The sequence below is a fragment of the Pseudomonas reidholzensis genome, from assembly GCF_900536025.1.
Lineage (GTDB): Bacteria > Pseudomonadota > Gammaproteobacteria > Pseudomonadales > Pseudomonadaceae > Aquipseudomonas > Aquipseudomonas reidholzensis.
This window is the reverse complement of the sequence record NZ_UNOZ01000002.1, coordinates 562,415-578,592: the sequence shown is the minus strand read 5'-3', so window position 1 is coordinate 578,592 and position 16,178 is coordinate 562,415. Positions and strand designations below refer to the sequence as shown.

Genomic DNA, 16,178 nt, shown 5'->3' with positions numbered 1-16,178 from the left:
CAACACCCCAGCGAACAGCCAAAAAAAACGCCCCGGGCCAAATGAAGCAGGCCAAGGGCGATGCGCAGAAACGCGAGACGGTTCGTTGAAATTCTGTAGTGCGCTACGCCCGCTCAGGCCGGTACCTCGCGGCGGCTGCGCGGCTGGGCGTGCACACGGGCGAAGGCCCGCGACAAACGCAGCAGCATCTCGTCGATGTTGCCCTTGCTGACCGTCAGGGCCGGTGAAAAACGCAGCACATCGGCCTGCGGTGCATTGACCAGCAAGCCCTCGTGCAGGGCGGCTTCGACCAGCGCCTGGGCCTGGTCATCCTGCAGTTGCAGTGCCCACAGCAGCCCTTGGCCGCGCACCTGACCCTGGCCATAGCGCCCGGCCAGGCGGCTCAGGCCGTCGCGCAAATACCGGCCACTGTCCTCCACCTGCTGGAAGAAACCCGGCGCCAGCACGGTCTCCAGTACCGCCAGGCCAGCCGCGCTCATCAGCGCGTTGCCATGATGGCTGCCTTCAAGCTCGCCAGGCTCGGCGCAACAGGCGCTGCCCCGCGCCAGCAGCGCCGCCAGCGGCACACCACCGCCCAGGCCCTTGCCAAGGGTGATGATGTCGGCACGCACGTCGTAGGTCTGTTCGGCGAGCAAGGCGCCGCAACGGCCGACTCCGGTCTGCACTTCGTCGAGGATCAGCAGGATGCCCAGCTCGCGGCACAGCCGCTCGACGCCCTTGAGATAGTCACGCGTTGCCGGGATCACCCCGGCCTCGCCCTGGATCGGCTCGAGCATGATCGCCACGGTGCGCGAGTCGACCGCCGCATGCAGGGCCTGCAGGTCATTGAACGGAACCTTGCTGAAGCCCGGCAGGCCGGGTTCGCAGCGGTTGCACGGCAGCGGGTCAGACGCCGACAGCGCACCCAGGCTGCGGCCGTGGCAGCCCTGGCTGGCGGTAATGATGTGATAGGCGCCATTGCGATGGCGCTGGCCCCACTTGCGCGCCAGCTTGATCGCGCCTTCGCAGGCATCGGCACCGCTGTTGAGCAGGTAGGCCTGGTCACTGCCGGTGCTCTGGCAGAGCCGCTCGACCAGGCGCAGCAGGCCCGCGCTGTGAAAGCCCGCGCCCGGGTTGATCAACGCCTGGGCCTGGTTGCCCAGCGCCTTGACCAGCACATTCGGGCTATGCCCCAGGCTGTTGACCGCGCCGCCCTGGGTGAAGTCCAGGTAGGCATGCCCCTCGCTGTCCCACAGCCACGAGCCCTGGCCGCGCACGAACACCTGTGCGGCACGCACGGCGCTTGGCATCAGCCGCTCACGCGACAACGGCGCGGCGGCTGCCAGCGGGGCGCACGCAGGCTCGGCAACCACAGTGGCCGAACGGCGCAAGTTGAACAGGTTCATCAGGGCTCCAACCCATCACGGGAGATGGCGGTCAAGGTCCGGTCGTGTGCCGGAATTTCGCGTGATCGGCTGCAAAACCGATCTTTTAGCCTTGCCTATCAAAAGTCTTTTTCAGCAGCGATGACAATCGACCAAAGCATCGCTGTGTAGCGCTTGAGTGCGGCGCTAGACTAGGCACTCGGCGGCCTCACGGCCATTTCGTTTTTCCAGCTATTTCGATAAGCATTACTTATGGATTTTCGCCAACTGCGCTATTTCGTCGCGGTGTACGAAGAAGGCCATGTGGGCCGTGCCGCAGAGCGCCTGTCGCTGTCGCAGCCGGCGCTGTCGCAGCAGATTCGCCAACTCGAACACAGCCTCGACCTGAGCCTGTTCGAGCGCAGCAACAAGCGCCTGCTGCCGACCCTTGCCGCGCACACCCTGTACAACCATGCCCAGCCCCTGCTCGACGGCCTGCAGCGGGCGCACGAGGCCATGCGCAACTTCAAGGGCCAGTCGCTGCGCACGCTGGCCATCGGCGTGCTGCAGACCGTGCGGCCAAGCCTGGTCCCGCGGCTGCTCGAGCGGGTACGCAAGGCCCAGCCGCACCTGGTGGTGCAGATCTACGAACTGTCGGGGCTGGAGATCGAACGGCGCCTGCTCAACGGCAACCTGGACATCGGCATCAGTTACCTGCCGCCGCGCCAGCCGGGGCTGCACGGCCTGATGCTGTACGAAGATGAACTGCAACTGGTGATCCCCAATACCCACCCCCTGAAGGACTTCAAGAAGGTGTCGATCAGGCAGGCGGCGGAGCTGCCGATGCTGATGCTGGGTGAGGAGTTTCAGATCCGCCAGATCTGGAAGGAGCAGTTGGCCAATCAGGGGCGGCGGCCACAGGTGCAGGCCGAGATGAACACCATGGGCGGGATTCTCGACAGCCTGGCGCACACCTCGCTGGCGACCATCTTGCCAGGGCGGGCCAAGGAAGCCGCCGAAGACGACCAGGAACTGCTGTGGAAGCCTTTGAGCGAGCCACGGGTGCCACTCAAGGTCGGCCTGGTATTCCGCGATGCCCAGCGCCAGCAGGCCTCTGTGGAGCTGCTGCGGACCTTGCTCGAAGAAGAGACCGACGCACGTCTGCCGGGCGTTTCGCCACGAGGCTGACAAACAGCAGACGAAGAAAACCCCGCCGAAGCGGGGTTTCCCAGACTGTTTCCCTGACATCCTTATCGCTCACCATCCTGGCGAGAATCCTACGGGTCCCTGTTCTGTCCTTTGCGCTTCCTGCGCTCCGTCCATGTAAGAAAGATTACCCGTGGATCCAATCTTAGGAAAGTGGCGAAAAGTCACCACGTCGTGTAGGAAAAAGCTTACAAGCGGGACTCGTTTGCAGTCATGTCAGATTGCTGGGGGCCGCTGCGCGACCCTTTCGCGACACAAGGCCGCTCCCACAAGGGACAGTACAGACTTCAGATTCTGCACAGTTCACTGTGGGAGCGGCCTTGTGTCGCGAAAGGGCTGCAGAGCAGCCCCAGGGTCGTCAGAACTGCGCGGCATCCAGCAGGTACAACGTCTCACTCCCCGCCTTCACGGAAGCAACCAACGAGTCCACCCGTGGCAGCAAACGGGCAAAGTAGAACCGCGCCGTGCCCAGCTTCGCGCCGTAGAACGCTTCGTCGCCCTCGCCCACCTTGGCCGCTCGCGCCATCAACGCCCACATGTAGCCGTAGGCCACATAGCCAAACGCATGCAGGTACTCGACCGACGCCGCACCGATCTCGTGCGGGTTGCCCTTGGCCTGTTCCAGCACCCACTCGGTCAGCCCGTCGAGCTGCTCCAGCGCGGCGCCCAACGGCTGGGTAAACTCGCCCAGGTCACTGCCAGCGGTGCCGATGAACTGGCGGATCTCGTCGGCGAACACCCGGTACAACGCACCGCCGCTGCCGACCACCTTGCGCCCCATCAGGTCGAGCGCCTGAATACCGTTGGTGCCTTCGTAGATCTGCGTGATGCGCACATCCCGCACCAGTTGCTCCTGGCCCCACTCACGGATGTAACCATGGCCGCCAAACACCTGCTGGCCATGCACCGCGCACTCAAGGCCGGTGTCGGTGAGAAACGCCTTGGCCACCGGCGTCAGCAACGCCACCAGCTCCTCGCCGCGCTTGCGGGTGACCGGGTCTTCACTGTACTTGGCGCTGTCCAGTTGCATCGCGACATAGGTGGAGAAGGCCCGGCCGCCCTCGATCAAGGCCTTCATGGTCAGCAGCATGCGGCGCACATCGGGGTGCACGATGATCGGGTCGGCGACCTTGTCCTTGGCCTGCGGGCCGCTCGGCGAGCGGCTCTGCAGACGGTCACGGGCATACTCGACGGCGTTCTGGTACGAGCGCTCGGCCGAGGCCAGGCCCTGGATACCGACCCCGAGGCGCTCGTAGTTCATCATGGTGAACATCGCCGCCAGGCCCTTGTTCGGCTCACCGACCAGGTAACCCACGGCGCTGTCGAAGTTCATCACACAGGTCGACGAGCCCTGAATGCCCATCTTGTGCTCGATCGAGCCGCAGTTGGCCGGGTTGCGCGCGCCAAGGCTTCCGTCAGCGTTGACCAGGAACTTGGGCACCAGGAACAGCGAAATGCCCTTCGGCCCCGCCGGCGCATCCGGCAGCTTGGCCAGCACCAGGTGGATGATGTTCTCGGTCAGGTCGTGCTCGCCACCGGTGATGAAGATCTTGGTGCCGCTGACGTGGTAGCTGCCGTCGGCCTGCGGTTCGGCCTTGGTGCGGATGATGCCCAGGTCGGTACCGGCGTGCGGCTCGGTCAGGCACATGGAGCCGGCCCAGACCCCGGCGTACATGTTCGGCAGGTACTGCTGCTTGAGCGCTTCACTGGCGTGGGCGTTGATCGACAGGCAGGCACCGGCGGTCAGCATCGGGTACAGGCCGAACGCCAGGCTGGAGGCGTTGACCATCTCCTCGACCTGGGCCGAAATGGCCTTGGGCATGCCCATGCCGCCGAACTGCGGGTCGCCACCCACCCCCACCCAGCCGCCTTCGGCGTAGGTCCGGTAGGCCTCGATGAAACCGGCCGGGGTGCTTACCGCACCGTTGTCCCACTGGCAGCCCTCTTCGTCGCTGGCGCGGTTGAGCGGGGCAATGGTCTTGCTGGTGACCTTGCCGGCTTCTTCGAGCACGGCCAGGGCAGTCTCCTGATCGACCACTTCGGCCAGTTGCGGCAGCTGCGACCAGAGCGTGGCCACGTCGAAGACTTCATTGAGGACGAAGCGCATATCGCGCAGGGGCGCTTTATAGTCAGCCATGACAACCTCTCGCTAGTAGGGTCGGGGCGGTCTCGCGGGACCGCGGCACTGGGTTGGATGCAGTGTAACCGAACAACTTTTGCGAGACATAGGGTCATCACGTGACTATTTGGTATTACAAAGTCACGCCATTCGAACCGCGCCGCGACGCGATTGCTGGCCGAACAGGATGACGCAGTTACGCCCCGCGCCCTTGGCAGTGTAGAGCGCCTCATCGGCGGACTTGAGCACGGCCTCGGGGTTGCGGTGGTCGATCAGGCGCTCGGCGACACCGATGCTGATGGTCACCGAAACCGTGGTATTGGCCCCGCCCGTGCGCCGCTGGCGACCCGCAGAGTCATCCTGCGGTCGGCTGTTCTGATCGCGCAGCTGGATCGCATAGTTGGCGATCATCTCGCGCACCGCCTCCAGGTGCGGCAGGCATTCCTCGGCCGTCTTGCCGGCGAACACCAGGGCGAATTCCTCACCCCCGTAGCGATACGCGCGACCGCCGCCGGTCACTTTCGACAGGCGACTGGCGACCAGGCGCAACACCTGGTCGCCGACGTCGTGGCCATGGGTGTCGTTGAATTTCTTGAAGTGGTCGACATCGGTCATGGCGATCACGTAGTTGCGCCCCAGGCGCTGCATGCGCTCGTTCAGCGCGCGACGCCCCGGCAGGCCGGTCAACTCGTCGCGAAAAGCCATCTGGTAGGCCTCGTGCGACACCGCCGCGGCGATCATCAACATCACCTGGCTGCACATGATGTTCAGGGTGAACGGCAGGATGAAGGTCTTGGGCAGCATCCAGAAAATGCCGATCAGGCCGATCACCTGCGCCGCGTGCAACGGCCGCGGCTGGCGCAGGTACTGCACCACCAGCAGGATGAAGACCCCGGCAAACAGCGGGTAGGCCAGCTGGATCAGGCTCATCCACTGACCGTGCAGCGAGGGCCAGCGGATCTCCGCCAGCCAGCGCAACAGCGCATCGGGGAAGCTCTGTTGCAGGGCCACCGCGACACTGCCGACGGCAAACAGCACGGCAAACCGGGCGAGCATGTCCTGGGCCAGGTGGGTGCGCTCCTGCCAGGCGCCGAACAGGCCGAACAAGGCGGGCAACAGCAGGCAGACCAGGTGGAAGATCACCGCAGCGTCTTCGCGCACCCGGCCGTTGTCACGGTAGAAGTCGGTCTGGGTATCGAGCAGAAAGTAGGCGATGTACACCGTGACCATCAGGAACAGTTCGCGCTGACGGCGGTACACCGCACAGTAGGCGCCGCCCAGCAGCAGGACCAAGGTCGGCAGGACGTTGAACAGCGAGGTGAAGAAGACATTGAGGTCGCGGACGTAAGCCGCAGCAAGCCCCGACACCAGCAACACCAGCGATGGCAGGAAATGGCTCACGCGTACAGCGGATAGTTGAAACAAGGGTAATCTCCAACCCGGCAGATCAATAGTGGCATTGTGCCTTTACTTCATCGGCAGCGCACATGAATAGATGAATACACGGGTTGTTTAACGGCAGCGGTGGGGCGAGGCTTAGCTTTTTCTGTGTAACAGCGTGCTAGCGGCTGGCAAAAAAAAACCGCCTGCCAGTTAAGGCAGACGGTTTTTTGCACAGCCCGCGGGCTTAGATCGACAGACCGAAGTGCTCTTCGTCCATCGCCATCAGGTTGCCTGCGCCGGACAACATGGTCGCCACGTGGGTACGGGTACGCGGCAGGATGCGCTGGAAGTAGAAGCGCGCGGTCTGCAGCTTGGCGGTGTAGAACGCCTCTTCGCTGGTGCCGGCAGCGAGCTTCTCGGCGGCCAGGCGGGCGATGTCGGCCCAGAAGTACGCCAGGCACGCATAGCCGGAGTACATCAGGTAGTCGACCGACGCGGCGCCGACTTCCTCACGGTCCTTCATGGCGGCCATGCCGATCTTCATGGTCAGCTCGCCCCATTCCTTGTTGATCGCGGCCAGCGGCTCGACGAACTCCTTGATCGAGGCATTGCCTTCCTGCGCCTGGCAGAACTTGTGGACGATCTTGGTGAAGCCCTTGAGCGCCTCGCCCTGAGTCATCAGCACCTTGCGCCCGAGCAGGTCGAGGGCCTGGATGCCAGTAGTGCCTTCGTACAGCATGGAGATGCGGCTGTCGCGCACGTTCTGCTCCATGCCCCACTCGGCGATAAAGCCGTGGCCACCGTAGATCTGTACACCGTGGTTGGCGGACTCGAAACCGACTTCGGTCATGAACGCCTTGGCGATCGGGGTCATGAAGGCCAGCAGTGCGTCGGCCTTCTTGCGCGCTTCTTCGTCCTGGCTGTACTTGACGATGTCGACTTGCTGGGCGGTGAAATAGACCATCGCGCGGTTGCCTTCGGCGAAGGCTTTCATGGTCAGCAGCATACGCCGCACGTCCGGGTGGACGATGATCGGGTCGGCCGCCTTGTCGGGGGCTTTCGGACCGGTCAGGGAGCGCATCTGCAGGCGATCACGGGCGTACTTCAGGCCACCCTGGAAGGCCACTTCGGCGTGGGCCAGGCCTTGCAGCGCGGTACCCAGGCGAGCGGTGTTCATGAACGTGAACATGCAGTTCAGGCCCTTGTTGGCAGGGCCGATCAGGTAGCCGGTGGCGCTGTCGAAGTTCATCACGCAGGTGGCGTTGCCGTGGATGCCCATCTTGTGTTCGAGCGAGCCACAGCTGACGCCGTTGCGCTCACCGACGCCGCCCTCGGCGGTCGGCAGGAACTTCGGCACGATGAACAGCGAGATGCCTTTGGTGCCCGCCGGTGCGTCGGGCAGGCGGGCCAGGACGATGTGGACGATGTTGTCGGCCATGTCGTGCTCACCGGCCGAGATGAAGATCTTGGTGCCAGAGACTTTGTAGGAACCGTCGGCCTGAGGCTCGGCCTTGGTCCGCAGCATGCCCAGGTCGGTGCCGCAGTGCGGCTCGGTGAGGCACATGGTGCCGGTCCATTCGCCGGTCACCAGCTTGGTCAGGTAGGCCTCTTGCTGCTCAGGCGTGCCGTGCTCGGAGATGGTGTTCATGGCGCCGTGCGACAGGCCCGGGTACATGCCCCACGACCAGTTCGACTCACCGACCATCTCGCTCACCGCCAGGCCCAGCGACTCCGGCAGGCCTTGGCCGCCGTGGGCGACGTCATGCGCCAGGCTCGGCCAGCCACCTTCGACGAACTGCTTGTAGGCTTCCTTGAAGCCGGTTGGGGTTTTCACCCCCGCCTCGCTCCAGGTGCAGCCTTCGAGGTCACCGACGCGGTTTAGCGGGGCCAGCACCTGCTCACAGAATTTCGCGCCTTCCTCAAGGATCGCGTCGACCATGTCGGGCGTTGCGTCCTCGCAACCCGGCAGGCTTTGATAGTGCGCTTCGTAGCCGAGCAGCTCGTCGCGAACGAAGCGAATATCACGCAAGGGGGCTTTGTATTCAGGCATTGCGATGAACCTCTTGAGGAGTCCGGTGGGGTGACCGCTGACACCGACCAGCTCTTGGGTGGCTATCGGTCAAACAGTTGTTTGAAACTTACGTTTAGGGGCGGTTCTTGTCAAGGAGGGACTATGGTGCCATTTACGTCACGAAATATGGCGTTTATGCCAGGCATGCGTACAAACGCGTAGGAGCGGGCTTGCCCGCGATAGCGTCGGTCCGGGCAACCTCGGTAACCAGGCGAACGCTATCGCGGGCAAGCCCGCTCCTACAGGGGGCCTGCACATTTTTTGATCAGGCGTAGGTGTCGATGAACCTGCCGAGCAGTTCGTCGGAAGCCTTGGCGACTGAGGCGCCGGCCTGGACTTCGAGCTTGCCCAGCGCCAATTGCACCGTGCTGGTGGCCATGTCCATCTGCTGGCTGCGGTCGACGGCACGCAGGCGCTCGGCCTGGTAGTCGCTGGACTGGCTGGTGGCGGCACGCTCGACGGTGCCGTTGGCGATCTGGCTGGCGGCCTGGTCGACGCGGTTCTGGCCGGCCTGAATGGCGCCAAGACCCGCGTAGTAGGCGGAACTACCGGTGATTTCCATGTCAAAACTCCAATGACGCTGGATAACGGACAGGCTTCATTAAAGCAGCCCATGGGCAAAAAGGCCCGTTTAAATCCCTAATAGCCTAGTGCCAGCCGATAGACCCAGGACATACCCCGACACTGATGTGCGACCGCTGGCCTCTCCGCGGGTAAACCCGCTCCCACAGAGTTAGCGGTGCTTATGAAGGCTGCGCTCTGCCTGTGGGAGCGGGTTTACCCGCGAGGAGGCCAGCAGTACCGGCATCAATCCAGCAGGTCCAGCTGCAGGTAATCCGCCACCGCCGCCGCGCTCGGCTGCTTGAGCTTGGGCACGCGGCCCAGGCAAGGCGCCGGTAAACGCTCGGCCAGGCTGGCGAGGTTTTCTTCCAGGCGCGAGGTCTTCGGGTCGATCACGTTCGCCACCCAGCCCGCCAGCTGCAACCCATCGCGGGCAATCGCCTCGGCGCTGAGCAGCGCATGGTTGATGCAGCCCAGGCGCACCCCCACGACCAGGATCACGGGGAGTTTGAGGGCAATCGCCAGGTCGGACAGGTTGGCCTGGTCGGACAGCGGCACGCGCCAGCCGCCCGCGCCCTCGATCAAGGTGAAGTCCGCGCCCTGGGCCAGCACCTGGCGCATGGCCGCCACCAACGTGGGCACGCCCAGCGTCACCCCCGCCTCACGCGCCGCCAGGTGCGGGGCGATGGCCGGCTCGAAGGCAAAGGGATTGACCTGCTCGTAGGGCAGTTTCAGTGAACTCTCGTCGATCAGTGCCAGCGCGTCGGCGTTGCGCAAGCCCTTGCTGGTCAGCGTACACCCCGACGCCACCGGCTTGGCGCCGAGGGTGCTCGCGCCGTTCAGGCGGGCCGCATGCAACAGGCCGGCGGCGATGGTGGTCTTGCCGACGTCGGTGTCGGTACCGGCAATGAAATACCCCTGGCTCATGTCACTCCCCTGGCTGCAGTGGCTTGCGCAACACACCATAGACCACCTGATAGGTGGCGGGCAGCCCCTGTGGCTGGCGGAACTGCTCGTAAGCCTGCAACAGCCCTTGCATGCGTGCCCGACCGGTCAGGCCCGAGGGCCGGCCGGGGTTGAGGTTGTGCGCACCGAGGGCTTTCAGCTCGTGGGTCAGGCTGCGCACATCCGGGTAATGCAAGACCTGCGCGCGCTGCTCGAGGCCAAGCAGCTGCAGCTCGCTCTCGGCGCACAGGCGCTGGTAGTCCTCGAAACGGCGGAAGCGGTTGACGTGGACCATGCCATCCACGGCCTGCCAACTGGCGCGCAGTTCGTCCAGGGTGCCGACACACAGGCTGCTGAACGCCAACACGCCGCCCGGGCGCAGCACCCGCTGGGCTTCGCTGAGCACGCTGGCGAACTGGCTGCACCACTGCACGGCCAGGCTGGTGAACACCAGGTCGACGCTGGCGCTCTGCAACGGCAAGCGCTCGGCGTCGCCGGCCACATGAAAGCGCGCGCCGCCCTGGCCGCGGGCGTGGCCCAGCATGCCTTCGGCGATGTCGACCGCGATACCCAGCGCGCCGGCGAAGCGCTCGGCCAGGACCCGGCTGAAGTAACCGGTGCCACTGCCCAGGTCGAGCCAACGGCTCGGCGCGAGGTCATCGGGCAGTTGTTCGAGCAGGGCGATACCCACCGCCCGCTGCAGCGCCGCGACGCTGTCATAGCTGGCCGCTGCCTTGGAGAACGAAGCCGCCACCTGGCGTTTGTCCGGCAGCGTGCCGGGCAGGCTCGGCTGGGAAAGATCAGTCATCACCACTCTCATGCAGAAAACTCTTGATGCCCGCCGCCAGCTCCTGTGGGTATTCCAGCAGGAAGGCGTGGGAACTCTCTTCGACCAGGCCGACTTCGATGTCGGGCAGCAGCTCGCTCAAGGCCTTGGCCGCCTCCGCCGGGACCAGCGCATCGCTGCCGGCGAACAGGTGCAGTTGCGGGCCGGCATAGGCGTCCAGCGCCGCGCGGGTGTCCAGCCGGGCCAGTACCTCGAGGCCGCTGGCCAGGTACAGCGGGTCGGTGGCGGGCACCCCGACGCCAAGTTGGCGCAGCAACGTGCGCGGCATATGCGCGCCGTCGCTGCACAGCGTGCGAAAACGCTTGAGGGTCACCTGGGGATGGCTGCGACACCCATCGAGAAAGGTGCCAAAGGTGTCTGTCGCCATGCCGTGCGGCCAGTCCGCGCGGCTGACGAAGCTCGGGTTGCTGGCCAGGGTCAGCAGCCCGCAGCAGTGATCACCGCGCTTGCGCGCCAGCTCGCTGGCGAGCATGCCGCCCAGCGACCAGCCGCCCAGCCAGGTGTCGTTAGGCAGTGTGCGGTCGAGGTGCTCGACCCAGGCCTGGACATCGCCTTCGGCCAGTTCCGGCAGGGGCATCAGTTCGACCTGCAGGCGCGAATCCTGGGCGCGCAGGCTGGCGGCCAGCGGTTCCAGTGCAGCGGTGCCCAGGCCCCAGCCGGGCAAGAGGATCAGTCGGTTACGCATCGGCGGACTCCAGCTGTGGATAACACTCGGCCAATGCATTCAACAATAGCTGGACCTGCGCCTCGCTGTGCGCGGCGCTCAAGGTAACCCGCAGGCGGGCGCTGCCGGCAGGCACGGTCGGCGGGCGAATCGCCGTCACCAGCAGCCCACGCTCGCGCAACATCCGCGACAGGCGCAAGGCGCGTGCGCTGTCGCCGATCAGGATCGGCTGGATCGGCGTCTGGCTGTCCATCAGGCGCAGGCCGATCTGCTCGGCGCCCTGGCGGAACTGCCGGATCAGCGCAGCGAGGTGCTCACGCCGCCAGCTTTCGCGGCGCAGCAGTTCCAGGCTCTTGAGCGTGGCACAGGCCAGCGCTGGCGGCTGGCTGGTGGTGTAGATGTAGGGCCGGGCGAACTGCACCAGCGCCTCGATCAGCTCTTCGCTGCCCGCGACGAAAGCGCCCGCGGTACCGCAGGCCTTGCCCAGGGTGCCGATCAGTACCGGCACCTCCTCCAGGCCCAGGCCAAAGTGCTCGACGATACCGCCGCCATTGGCACCCAGGGTGCCCAGGCCGTGCGCGTCATCGACCATCAACCAGGCACCGCGTGCCTGGGCGGTAGCGGCCAGGGCCGGCAGGTCGGCAAGGTCGCCGTCCATGCTGAACACCCCATCGGTCACTACCAGGGTATTGCCGCTCGCCTTGTCCAGGCGGCTGGCCAGGCTGACCGGGTCGTTGTGCAGGTAACGGTTGAAGCGCGCGCCGCTGAGCAGCCCGCCATCCAGCAACGAGGCGTGGTTGAGACGGTCCTGAAGGACCGTGTCGCCCTGCCCGACCAGCGCGGTGATCGCGCCGAGGTTGGCCATGTAGCCCGTGGAAAACAGCAACGCACGCGGGCGCCCGGTGAGCTCGGCGAGCGCCTCTTCCAGCTGGTGGTGAGGCGTGCTGTGGCCGATGACCAGGTGCGAGGCACCGCCGCCGACACCCCAGCGCTCGGCGCCCGCCTGCCAGGCGGCGATCACCTCGGGGTGGTTGGCCAGGCCCAGGTAGTCATTGTTGCAGAAGGCCAGCAGCGGCTGGCCGTCGACCACCACCTGCGGCCCTTGCGGGCTTTGCAGGAGCGGCCGCTGCCGATAGAGGTCGGCGGCGCGCCGTTCGGCCAGGCGCGCCGTCAGGTCGAAGGCCATGCTCAGGCAGACGCTGCGTCGTAGAACATCTCGCTGCTGCGCTGCTCGACCAGGGCTTGCTCGATGGCCGCCTGGTGCACTTCGTCGGCGTGCTCTTCGCGCGCTTCCGGCTGGATGCCGAGACGGGCGAACAGCTGCATGTCCTTGTCGGCCTGCGGGTTGGCGGTGGTCAGCAGCTTCTCGCCATAGAAGATCGAGTTGGCCCCGGCCATGAACGCCAGTGCTTGCATCTGCTCGTTCATCGCCTCGCGGCCCGCCGACAGGCGCACGTGCGACGTGGGCATGAGGATACGCGCCACCGCCAGCATGCGGATGAAGTCGAAGGGATCGACGTCTTCTTCATTGGCCAGCGGCGTGCCGGCGACCTTGACCAGCATGTTGATCGGCACCGACTCCGGGTGCTCCGGCAGGTTGGCCAGCTGGATCAGCAGGTTTGCGCGGTCGTCCAGCGACTCGCCCATGCCGAGGATGCCGCCCGAGCAGATCTTCATCCCGGCATCGCGCACGTAGGCCAGGGTCTGCAGGCGCTCGCTGTAGGTGCGGGTGGTGATGATGCTGGTGTAGAAGTCCGGCGAGGTGTCGAGGTTGTGGTTGTAGTAGTCCAGGCCGGCCTGGGCCAGCACGGCGGTCTGGTCCTGGTCGAGGCGGCCGAGGGTCATGCAGGTTTCCAGGCCCAGGGCCTTGACCCCTTTGACCATCTCCAGGACATACGGCATGTCCTTGGCCGACGGGTGCTTCCAGGCCGCGCCCATGCAGAAGCGGGTCGAGCCGATGGCCTTGGCGCGAGCGGCCTCTTCGAGGACCTTCTGCACTTCCATCAACTTCTGTTTTTCCAGCCCGGTGTTGTAGTGGCCGGACTGCGGACAATATTTGCAATCTTCCGGGCACGCGCCGGTCTTGATCGACAGCAAGGTCGAGACCTGCACGCGGTTCGGATCGAAGTGCGCGCGATGCACGCTCTGCGCCTGGAACAACAGGTCGTTGAACGGTTGCTGGAACAGCGCCTTGACCTCGGCCAGGGCCCAGTCGTGACGTGTTGTTGCAGTTGTGCTGGCGCTCATCGGCGTTTCCTTATCTAGGCTTTGACGGGCGCGGGGACAGCAACGCCGCCAGCGCATCACGGATAGCCGCAATAGTTACGGAAGGCCCATGGACTGTCAACCACCCGCAAGAGGCAAGGTTTACAACTGGTTAAATATTGACCATGCGTGTTTACTCTGCAATGAAGCGGCGGAGCAGGCCTACCCGCTGTGCGTGGCCTGCGAGGCAGAGCTGCCCTGGCTGGAGGAGCAGTGCCTGCGCTGCGCGTTGCCGCTGCCGCTGGCCGATTTGCTTTGCGGCCAATGCAGCCGCCGGCCGCCAGCCTTTGCCCAGGTGGTTGCGCCGTGGCATTTCGGCTTTCCGGTGGATACCTTGGTCAGCCGCTTCAAGCACCAGCGCCAGTGGCCGCTGGGCCGCTTGCTGGCACACTTGCTGGGGCAGGCGCTGCAGTATCGCTTCGCCCAGGGGCTGGCACAGCCAGACCAGTTGTTGCCCGTACCGCTGGCGACACGTCGACTGCGCGCGCGCGGCTTCAACCAGGCCGAGATGCTGGCGCGCTGGTTGTCCACTCAGTTGGGCATCGCCAGTCATCACCAGGTGCTGCAGCGCACCCGCGACACCCCGGCGCAGCAATTGCTGAGCGCGCGTGAGCGGCGGGGCAACTTGCGCCAGGCGTTTTGCCTGGCGCCTGGGGCACAGGTAGAGGGTCTGCACGTGGCCTTGATCGATGATGTGCTGACCACCGGCGCCACGGCCCAGGCGCTGGCCGAGATACTGCTCAAGGCTGGGGTGCGACGGGTCGATGTGTATTGCCTGGCGCGCACACCCAAGCCCGGCCAGGCGTGAGGGCATCGGGCTTGACTCGACGCGACACGGGAGGCACCGTCGCTGCATTCACCCCCTTTGGCCAGCCTTCATGTCCTTGCCCACCCTGCTCACCCAACACATCGCCCGTCGCCCGCAGCGCATCGCCCTGCTCCAGCATGTTGCCGAGCAAGGCTCGATCACCCGTGCCGCCAAGGCTGCGGGGATCAGCTACAAAGCCGCCTGGGATGCGATCGACGAGCTCAACAACCTCGCCAGCCAGCCACTGGTCGAGCGCAGCACCGGGGGTCGCGGCGGCGGCGGTGCGCGGTTGTCTGCCGAGGGCGAGCGGGTGCTGCGCCTCTACCAGCGGCTGCAAGGCTTGCAGGCACAGATCCTCGAGGCCGCCGAGCAGAGCAGCGACCTCGACCTGCTCGGCCGCCTGATGCTGCGCACCAGTGCGCGCAACCAGTTGCAGGGCGAAGTCAGCGGGCTGCGCCGGGAAGGCCGGCATGATCGGGTCAGCCTGGCACTCGGCGGCGGTCTGGAGATCGAGGCGTTGATTACCCGGGACAGCACCGAGCGCCTGGAGCTGGCGTTGGGCAGCATGGTGGTGGCGTTGCTCAAGGCGGGCTGGGTGCGGGTGCTGGGCGATGGCGATCTGGCCGAGGACGGGTGTAACTGCCTGCCGGCCACGGTCGAGGAAGTGCTGGCTGACGAAGATGGCAGCAGCGAGGTGCGCTTGAGCCTGGGCAATGGGCAGACGCTGTGTGCGTTTGTCGACGCCCAGTGGTTGAGCGCTCGCCAGGTTGCGCCGGGGCTGGAGCTGCGGGTGCAGTTTCATCCCTCCTTTGTGCTGCTGGGCGTGCCGGTGTAGCCAGGCCGTGCGCTTGCGCGCCCGGTTCGCGGGTAAACCCGCTCCTACAGGGTCGGCGTTGGCCGCGGGGTTCGCTATGCAGGGCCAATGAGCCCAGGTGGAATGGGGTACCATGGCTCACTGACGTCGCCCCTCCGGAGCTCCAATGTCCCACCCCTTCGACACCCTCACCCCCGACCTGGTCCTGGACGCCGTTGAAAGCATCGGCTTTCTCAGCGACGCGCGGGTGCTGGCGCTCAACAGCTACGAGAACCGGGTCTATCAGGTGGGCATCGAAGATGAGCAGCCGCTGATCGCCAAGTTCTACCGCCCCGGCCGCTGGAGCGATGCACAGATCCACGAAGAACACAGCTTCACCGCCGAACTGGCCGACTGCGAAGTGCCGGTAGTGGCGCCGATCCAGCTCGACGGCCGCAGCCTGTTCGAGCACCAGGGCTTTCGCTTTGCGCTGTTCCCGCGGCGCGGCGGGCACGCCCCGGAGCCGGGCAACCTCGACCAGCTGTACCGCCTCGGCCAACTGCTTGGGCGCCTGCACAAGGTCGGCGCCACCCGCCCCTTCGAGCACCGCGAAGCGCTGGCGGTGAGCAACTTCGGCCACGCCTCGCTGGACACCCTGCTGGCAGGCAACCATGTGCCAAAGGAGCTGCTGCCGGCCTACGAGTCGGTGGCCCGCGACCTGCTCAAGCGGGTCGAGGCGGTCTACGCGCGTACCCCGCATCAACTGATCCGCCTGCACGGCGACTGCCACCCCGGCAACCTCATGCACCGCGACGAGGCCTACCACGTCGTCGACCTCGATGACTGCCGCATGGGCCCCGCCGTGCAAGACCTGTGGATGATGCTCGCCGGCAGCCGCGAAGAGCGCCTCGGGCAGTTGGCCGAACTGATCGACGGCTACAACGAGTTCCACGACTTCGACCCGCGCGAGCTGCCGCTGATCGAGCCGCTGCGGGCCCTGCGCCAGCTGCACTACAGCGCCTGGCTGGCACGCCGCTGGGACGACCCGGCGTTCCCGCGCAGCTTCCCCTGGTTCGGCCAGCCGCGCTACTGGGGCGACCAGATCCTGGCCCTGCGCGAACAGTGCGCAGCCCTCGACGAGCAGCCGCTGAAATTGTTCTAGAACCCCCTGCA

General features: G+C 65.6%; 14 protein-coding genes. 4 read left to right on the top strand and 10 right to left on the bottom strand.

What is annotated here, in order from left to right:
• Nucleotides 1–113 precede the first annotated feature (113 nt).
• On the bottom strand, nt 114–1,385 hold the full coding sequence (locus CCOS865_RS02715) for an aspartate aminotransferase family protein (protein ID WP_119137676.1): 1,272 nt from the start codon (nt 1,383–1,385) through the stop codon (nt 114–116).
• A gap of 231 nt (nt 1,386–1,616) precedes the next feature.
• On the opposite strand from CCOS865_RS02715, the gene CCOS865_RS02710 reads away from it, so the two are divergent.
• Entirely contained in the window at nt 1,617–2,531 is a 915-nt protein-coding gene (locus CCOS865_RS02710) for a LysR family transcriptional regulator (RefSeq protein ID WP_119137675.1), read from the top strand.
• Nucleotides 2,532–2,907: 376 nt separating this feature from the next.
• On the opposite strand, the gene CCOS865_RS02705 is transcribed toward CCOS865_RS02710, so the two are convergent.
• The 9 genes from CCOS865_RS02705 to bioB all read right to left on the bottom strand — a co-directional run bounded on the left by CCOS865_RS02705 (nt 2,908) and on the right by bioB (nt 13,386).
• Nucleotides 2,908–4,686, bottom strand: coding sequence for an acyl-CoA dehydrogenase C-terminal domain-containing protein (locus CCOS865_RS02705; protein ID WP_119137673.1), 1,779 nt, complete (start codon nt 4,684–4,686; stop codon nt 2,908–2,910).
• A gap of 123 nt (nt 4,687–4,809) precedes the next feature.
• On the bottom strand, nt 4,810–6,093 hold the full coding sequence (locus tag CCOS865_RS02700; protein WP_119137671.1) for a GGDEF domain-containing protein: 1,284 nt from the start codon (nt 6,091–6,093) through the stop codon (nt 4,810–4,812).
• Nucleotides 6,094–6,295: 202 nt separating this feature from the next.
• Nucleotides 6,296–8,101, bottom strand: a complete 1,806-nt coding sequence (locus tag CCOS865_RS02695) for a phenylacyl-CoA dehydrogenase (RefSeq protein WP_119137669.1) — start codon at nt 8,099–8,101, stop codon at nt 6,296–6,298.
• Between the two features lie 286 nt (nt 8,102–8,387).
• Complete coding sequence (locus CCOS865_RS02690; RefSeq protein ID WP_119137667.1) at nt 8,388–8,684, bottom strand: pyrroloquinoline quinone biosynthesis protein PqqE; 297 nt, start codon at nt 8,682–8,684, stop codon at nt 8,388–8,390.
• A 245-nt stretch (nt 8,685–8,929) separates the two neighbouring features.
• On the bottom strand, nt 8,930–9,610 hold the full coding sequence (gene bioD, locus CCOS865_RS02685) for a dethiobiotin synthase (RefSeq protein WP_119137665.1): 681 nt from the start codon (nt 9,608–9,610) through the stop codon (nt 8,930–8,932).
• 1 nt (nt 9,611) lies between these two features.
• Nucleotides 9,612–10,436 carry a malonyl-ACP O-methyltransferase BioC gene (gene bioC / locus CCOS865_RS02680; RefSeq protein ID WP_167468999.1) on the bottom strand — a complete coding sequence of 275 codons (825 nt, stop codon included), beginning with the start codon at nt 10,434–10,436 and terminating at the stop codon, nt 9,612–9,614.
• Nucleotides 10,429–11,160, bottom strand: a complete 732-nt coding sequence (locus CCOS865_RS02675; protein ID WP_119137661.1) for an alpha/beta fold hydrolase — start codon at nt 11,158–11,160, stop codon at nt 10,429–10,431. Before CCOS865_RS02675 ends, bioC begins: the two co-directional genes overlap by 8 nt.
• On the bottom strand, nt 11,153–12,325 hold the full coding sequence (gene bioF, locus CCOS865_RS02670; protein ID WP_119137659.1) for an 8-amino-7-oxononanoate synthase: 1,173 nt from the start codon (nt 12,323–12,325) through the stop codon (nt 11,153–11,155). Before bioF ends, CCOS865_RS02675 begins: the two co-directional genes overlap by 8 nt.
• Nucleotides 12,326–12,327: 2 nt before the next feature.
• Nucleotides 12,328–13,386 carry a biotin synthase BioB gene (gene bioB / locus CCOS865_RS02665; protein WP_119137657.1) on the bottom strand — a complete coding sequence of 353 codons (1,059 nt, stop codon included), beginning with the start codon at nt 13,384–13,386 and terminating at the stop codon, nt 12,328–12,330.
• 88 nt (nt 13,387–13,474) lie between these two features.
• Here bioB and CCOS865_RS02660 point away from each other — a divergent pair, with 88 nt between their 5' ends.
• The 3 genes from CCOS865_RS02660 (at nt 13,475) to CCOS865_RS02650 (ending at nt 16,167) form a co-directional block, all read left to right on the top strand.
• Nucleotides 13,475–14,212 (top strand): ComF family protein, encoded by a 738-nt coding sequence (locus CCOS865_RS02660; protein WP_119137655.1) that lies wholly within the window; start codon nt 13,475–13,477, stop codon nt 14,210–14,212.
• Between the two features lie 70 nt (nt 14,213–14,282).
• A complete protein-coding gene (locus CCOS865_RS02655; RefSeq protein ID WP_119137653.1) occupies nt 14,283–15,047 on the top strand; it encodes a TOBE domain-containing protein in 765 nt (254 codons plus the stop codon).
• Between the two features lie 145 nt (nt 15,048–15,192).
• Nucleotides 15,193–16,167: a serine/threonine protein kinase gene (locus CCOS865_RS02650; protein WP_119137650.1), complete on the top strand. Its 975-nt coding sequence runs from the start codon at nt 15,193–15,195 to the stop codon at nt 16,165–16,167.
• Nucleotides 16,168–16,178: the final 11 nt, after the last annotated feature.

Excerpts from the sequence above, each read along its gene's own strand:
- CCOS865_RS02715 (WP_119137676.1), bottom strand. The coding sequence starts at position 1,385 with ATGAACCTGTTCAACTTGCGCCGTTCGGCCACTGTGGTTGCCGAGCCT.
- CCOS865_RS02710 (WP_119137675.1), top strand. The coding sequence starts at position 1,617 with ATGGATTTTCGCCAACTGCGCTATTTCGTCGCGGTGTACGAAGAAGGC.
- CCOS865_RS02705 (WP_119137673.1), bottom strand. The coding sequence starts at position 4,686 with ATGGCTGACTATAAAGCGCCCCTGCGCGATATGCGCTTCGTCCTCAAT.
- CCOS865_RS02695 (WP_119137669.1), bottom strand. The coding sequence starts at position 8,101 with ATGCCTGAATACAAAGCCCCCTTGCGTGATATTCGCTTCGTTCGCGAC.
- CCOS865_RS02690 (WP_119137667.1), bottom strand. The coding sequence starts at position 8,684 with ATGGAAATCACCGGTAGTTCCGCCTACTACGCGGGTCTTGGCGCCATT.
- bioD (WP_119137665.1), bottom strand. The coding sequence starts at position 9,610 with ATGAGCCAGGGGTATTTCATTGCCGGTACCGACACCGACGTCGGCAAG.
- bioC (WP_167468999.1), bottom strand. The coding sequence starts at position 10,436 with ATGACTGATCTTTCCCAGCCGAGCCTGCCCGGCACGCTGCCGGACAAA.
- CCOS865_RS02675 (WP_119137661.1), bottom strand. The coding sequence starts at position 11,160 with ATGCGTAACCGACTGATCCTCTTGCCCGGCTGGGGCCTGGGCACCGCT.
- bioF (WP_119137659.1), bottom strand. The coding sequence starts at position 12,325 with ATGGCCTTCGACCTGACGGCGCGCCTGGCCGAACGGCGCGCCGCCGAC.
- bioB (WP_119137657.1), bottom strand. The coding sequence starts at position 13,386 with ATGAGCGCCAGCACAACTGCAACAACACGTCACGACTGGGCCCTGGCC.
- CCOS865_RS02660 (WP_119137655.1), top strand. The coding sequence starts at position 13,475 with ATGGACTGTCAACCACCCGCAAGAGGCAAGGTTTACAACTGGTTAAAT.
- CCOS865_RS02655 (WP_119137653.1), top strand. The coding sequence starts at position 14,283 with ATGTCCTTGCCCACCCTGCTCACCCAACACATCGCCCGTCGCCCGCAG.
- CCOS865_RS02650 (WP_119137650.1), top strand. The coding sequence starts at position 15,193 with ATGTCCCACCCCTTCGACACCCTCACCCCCGACCTGGTCCTGGACGCC.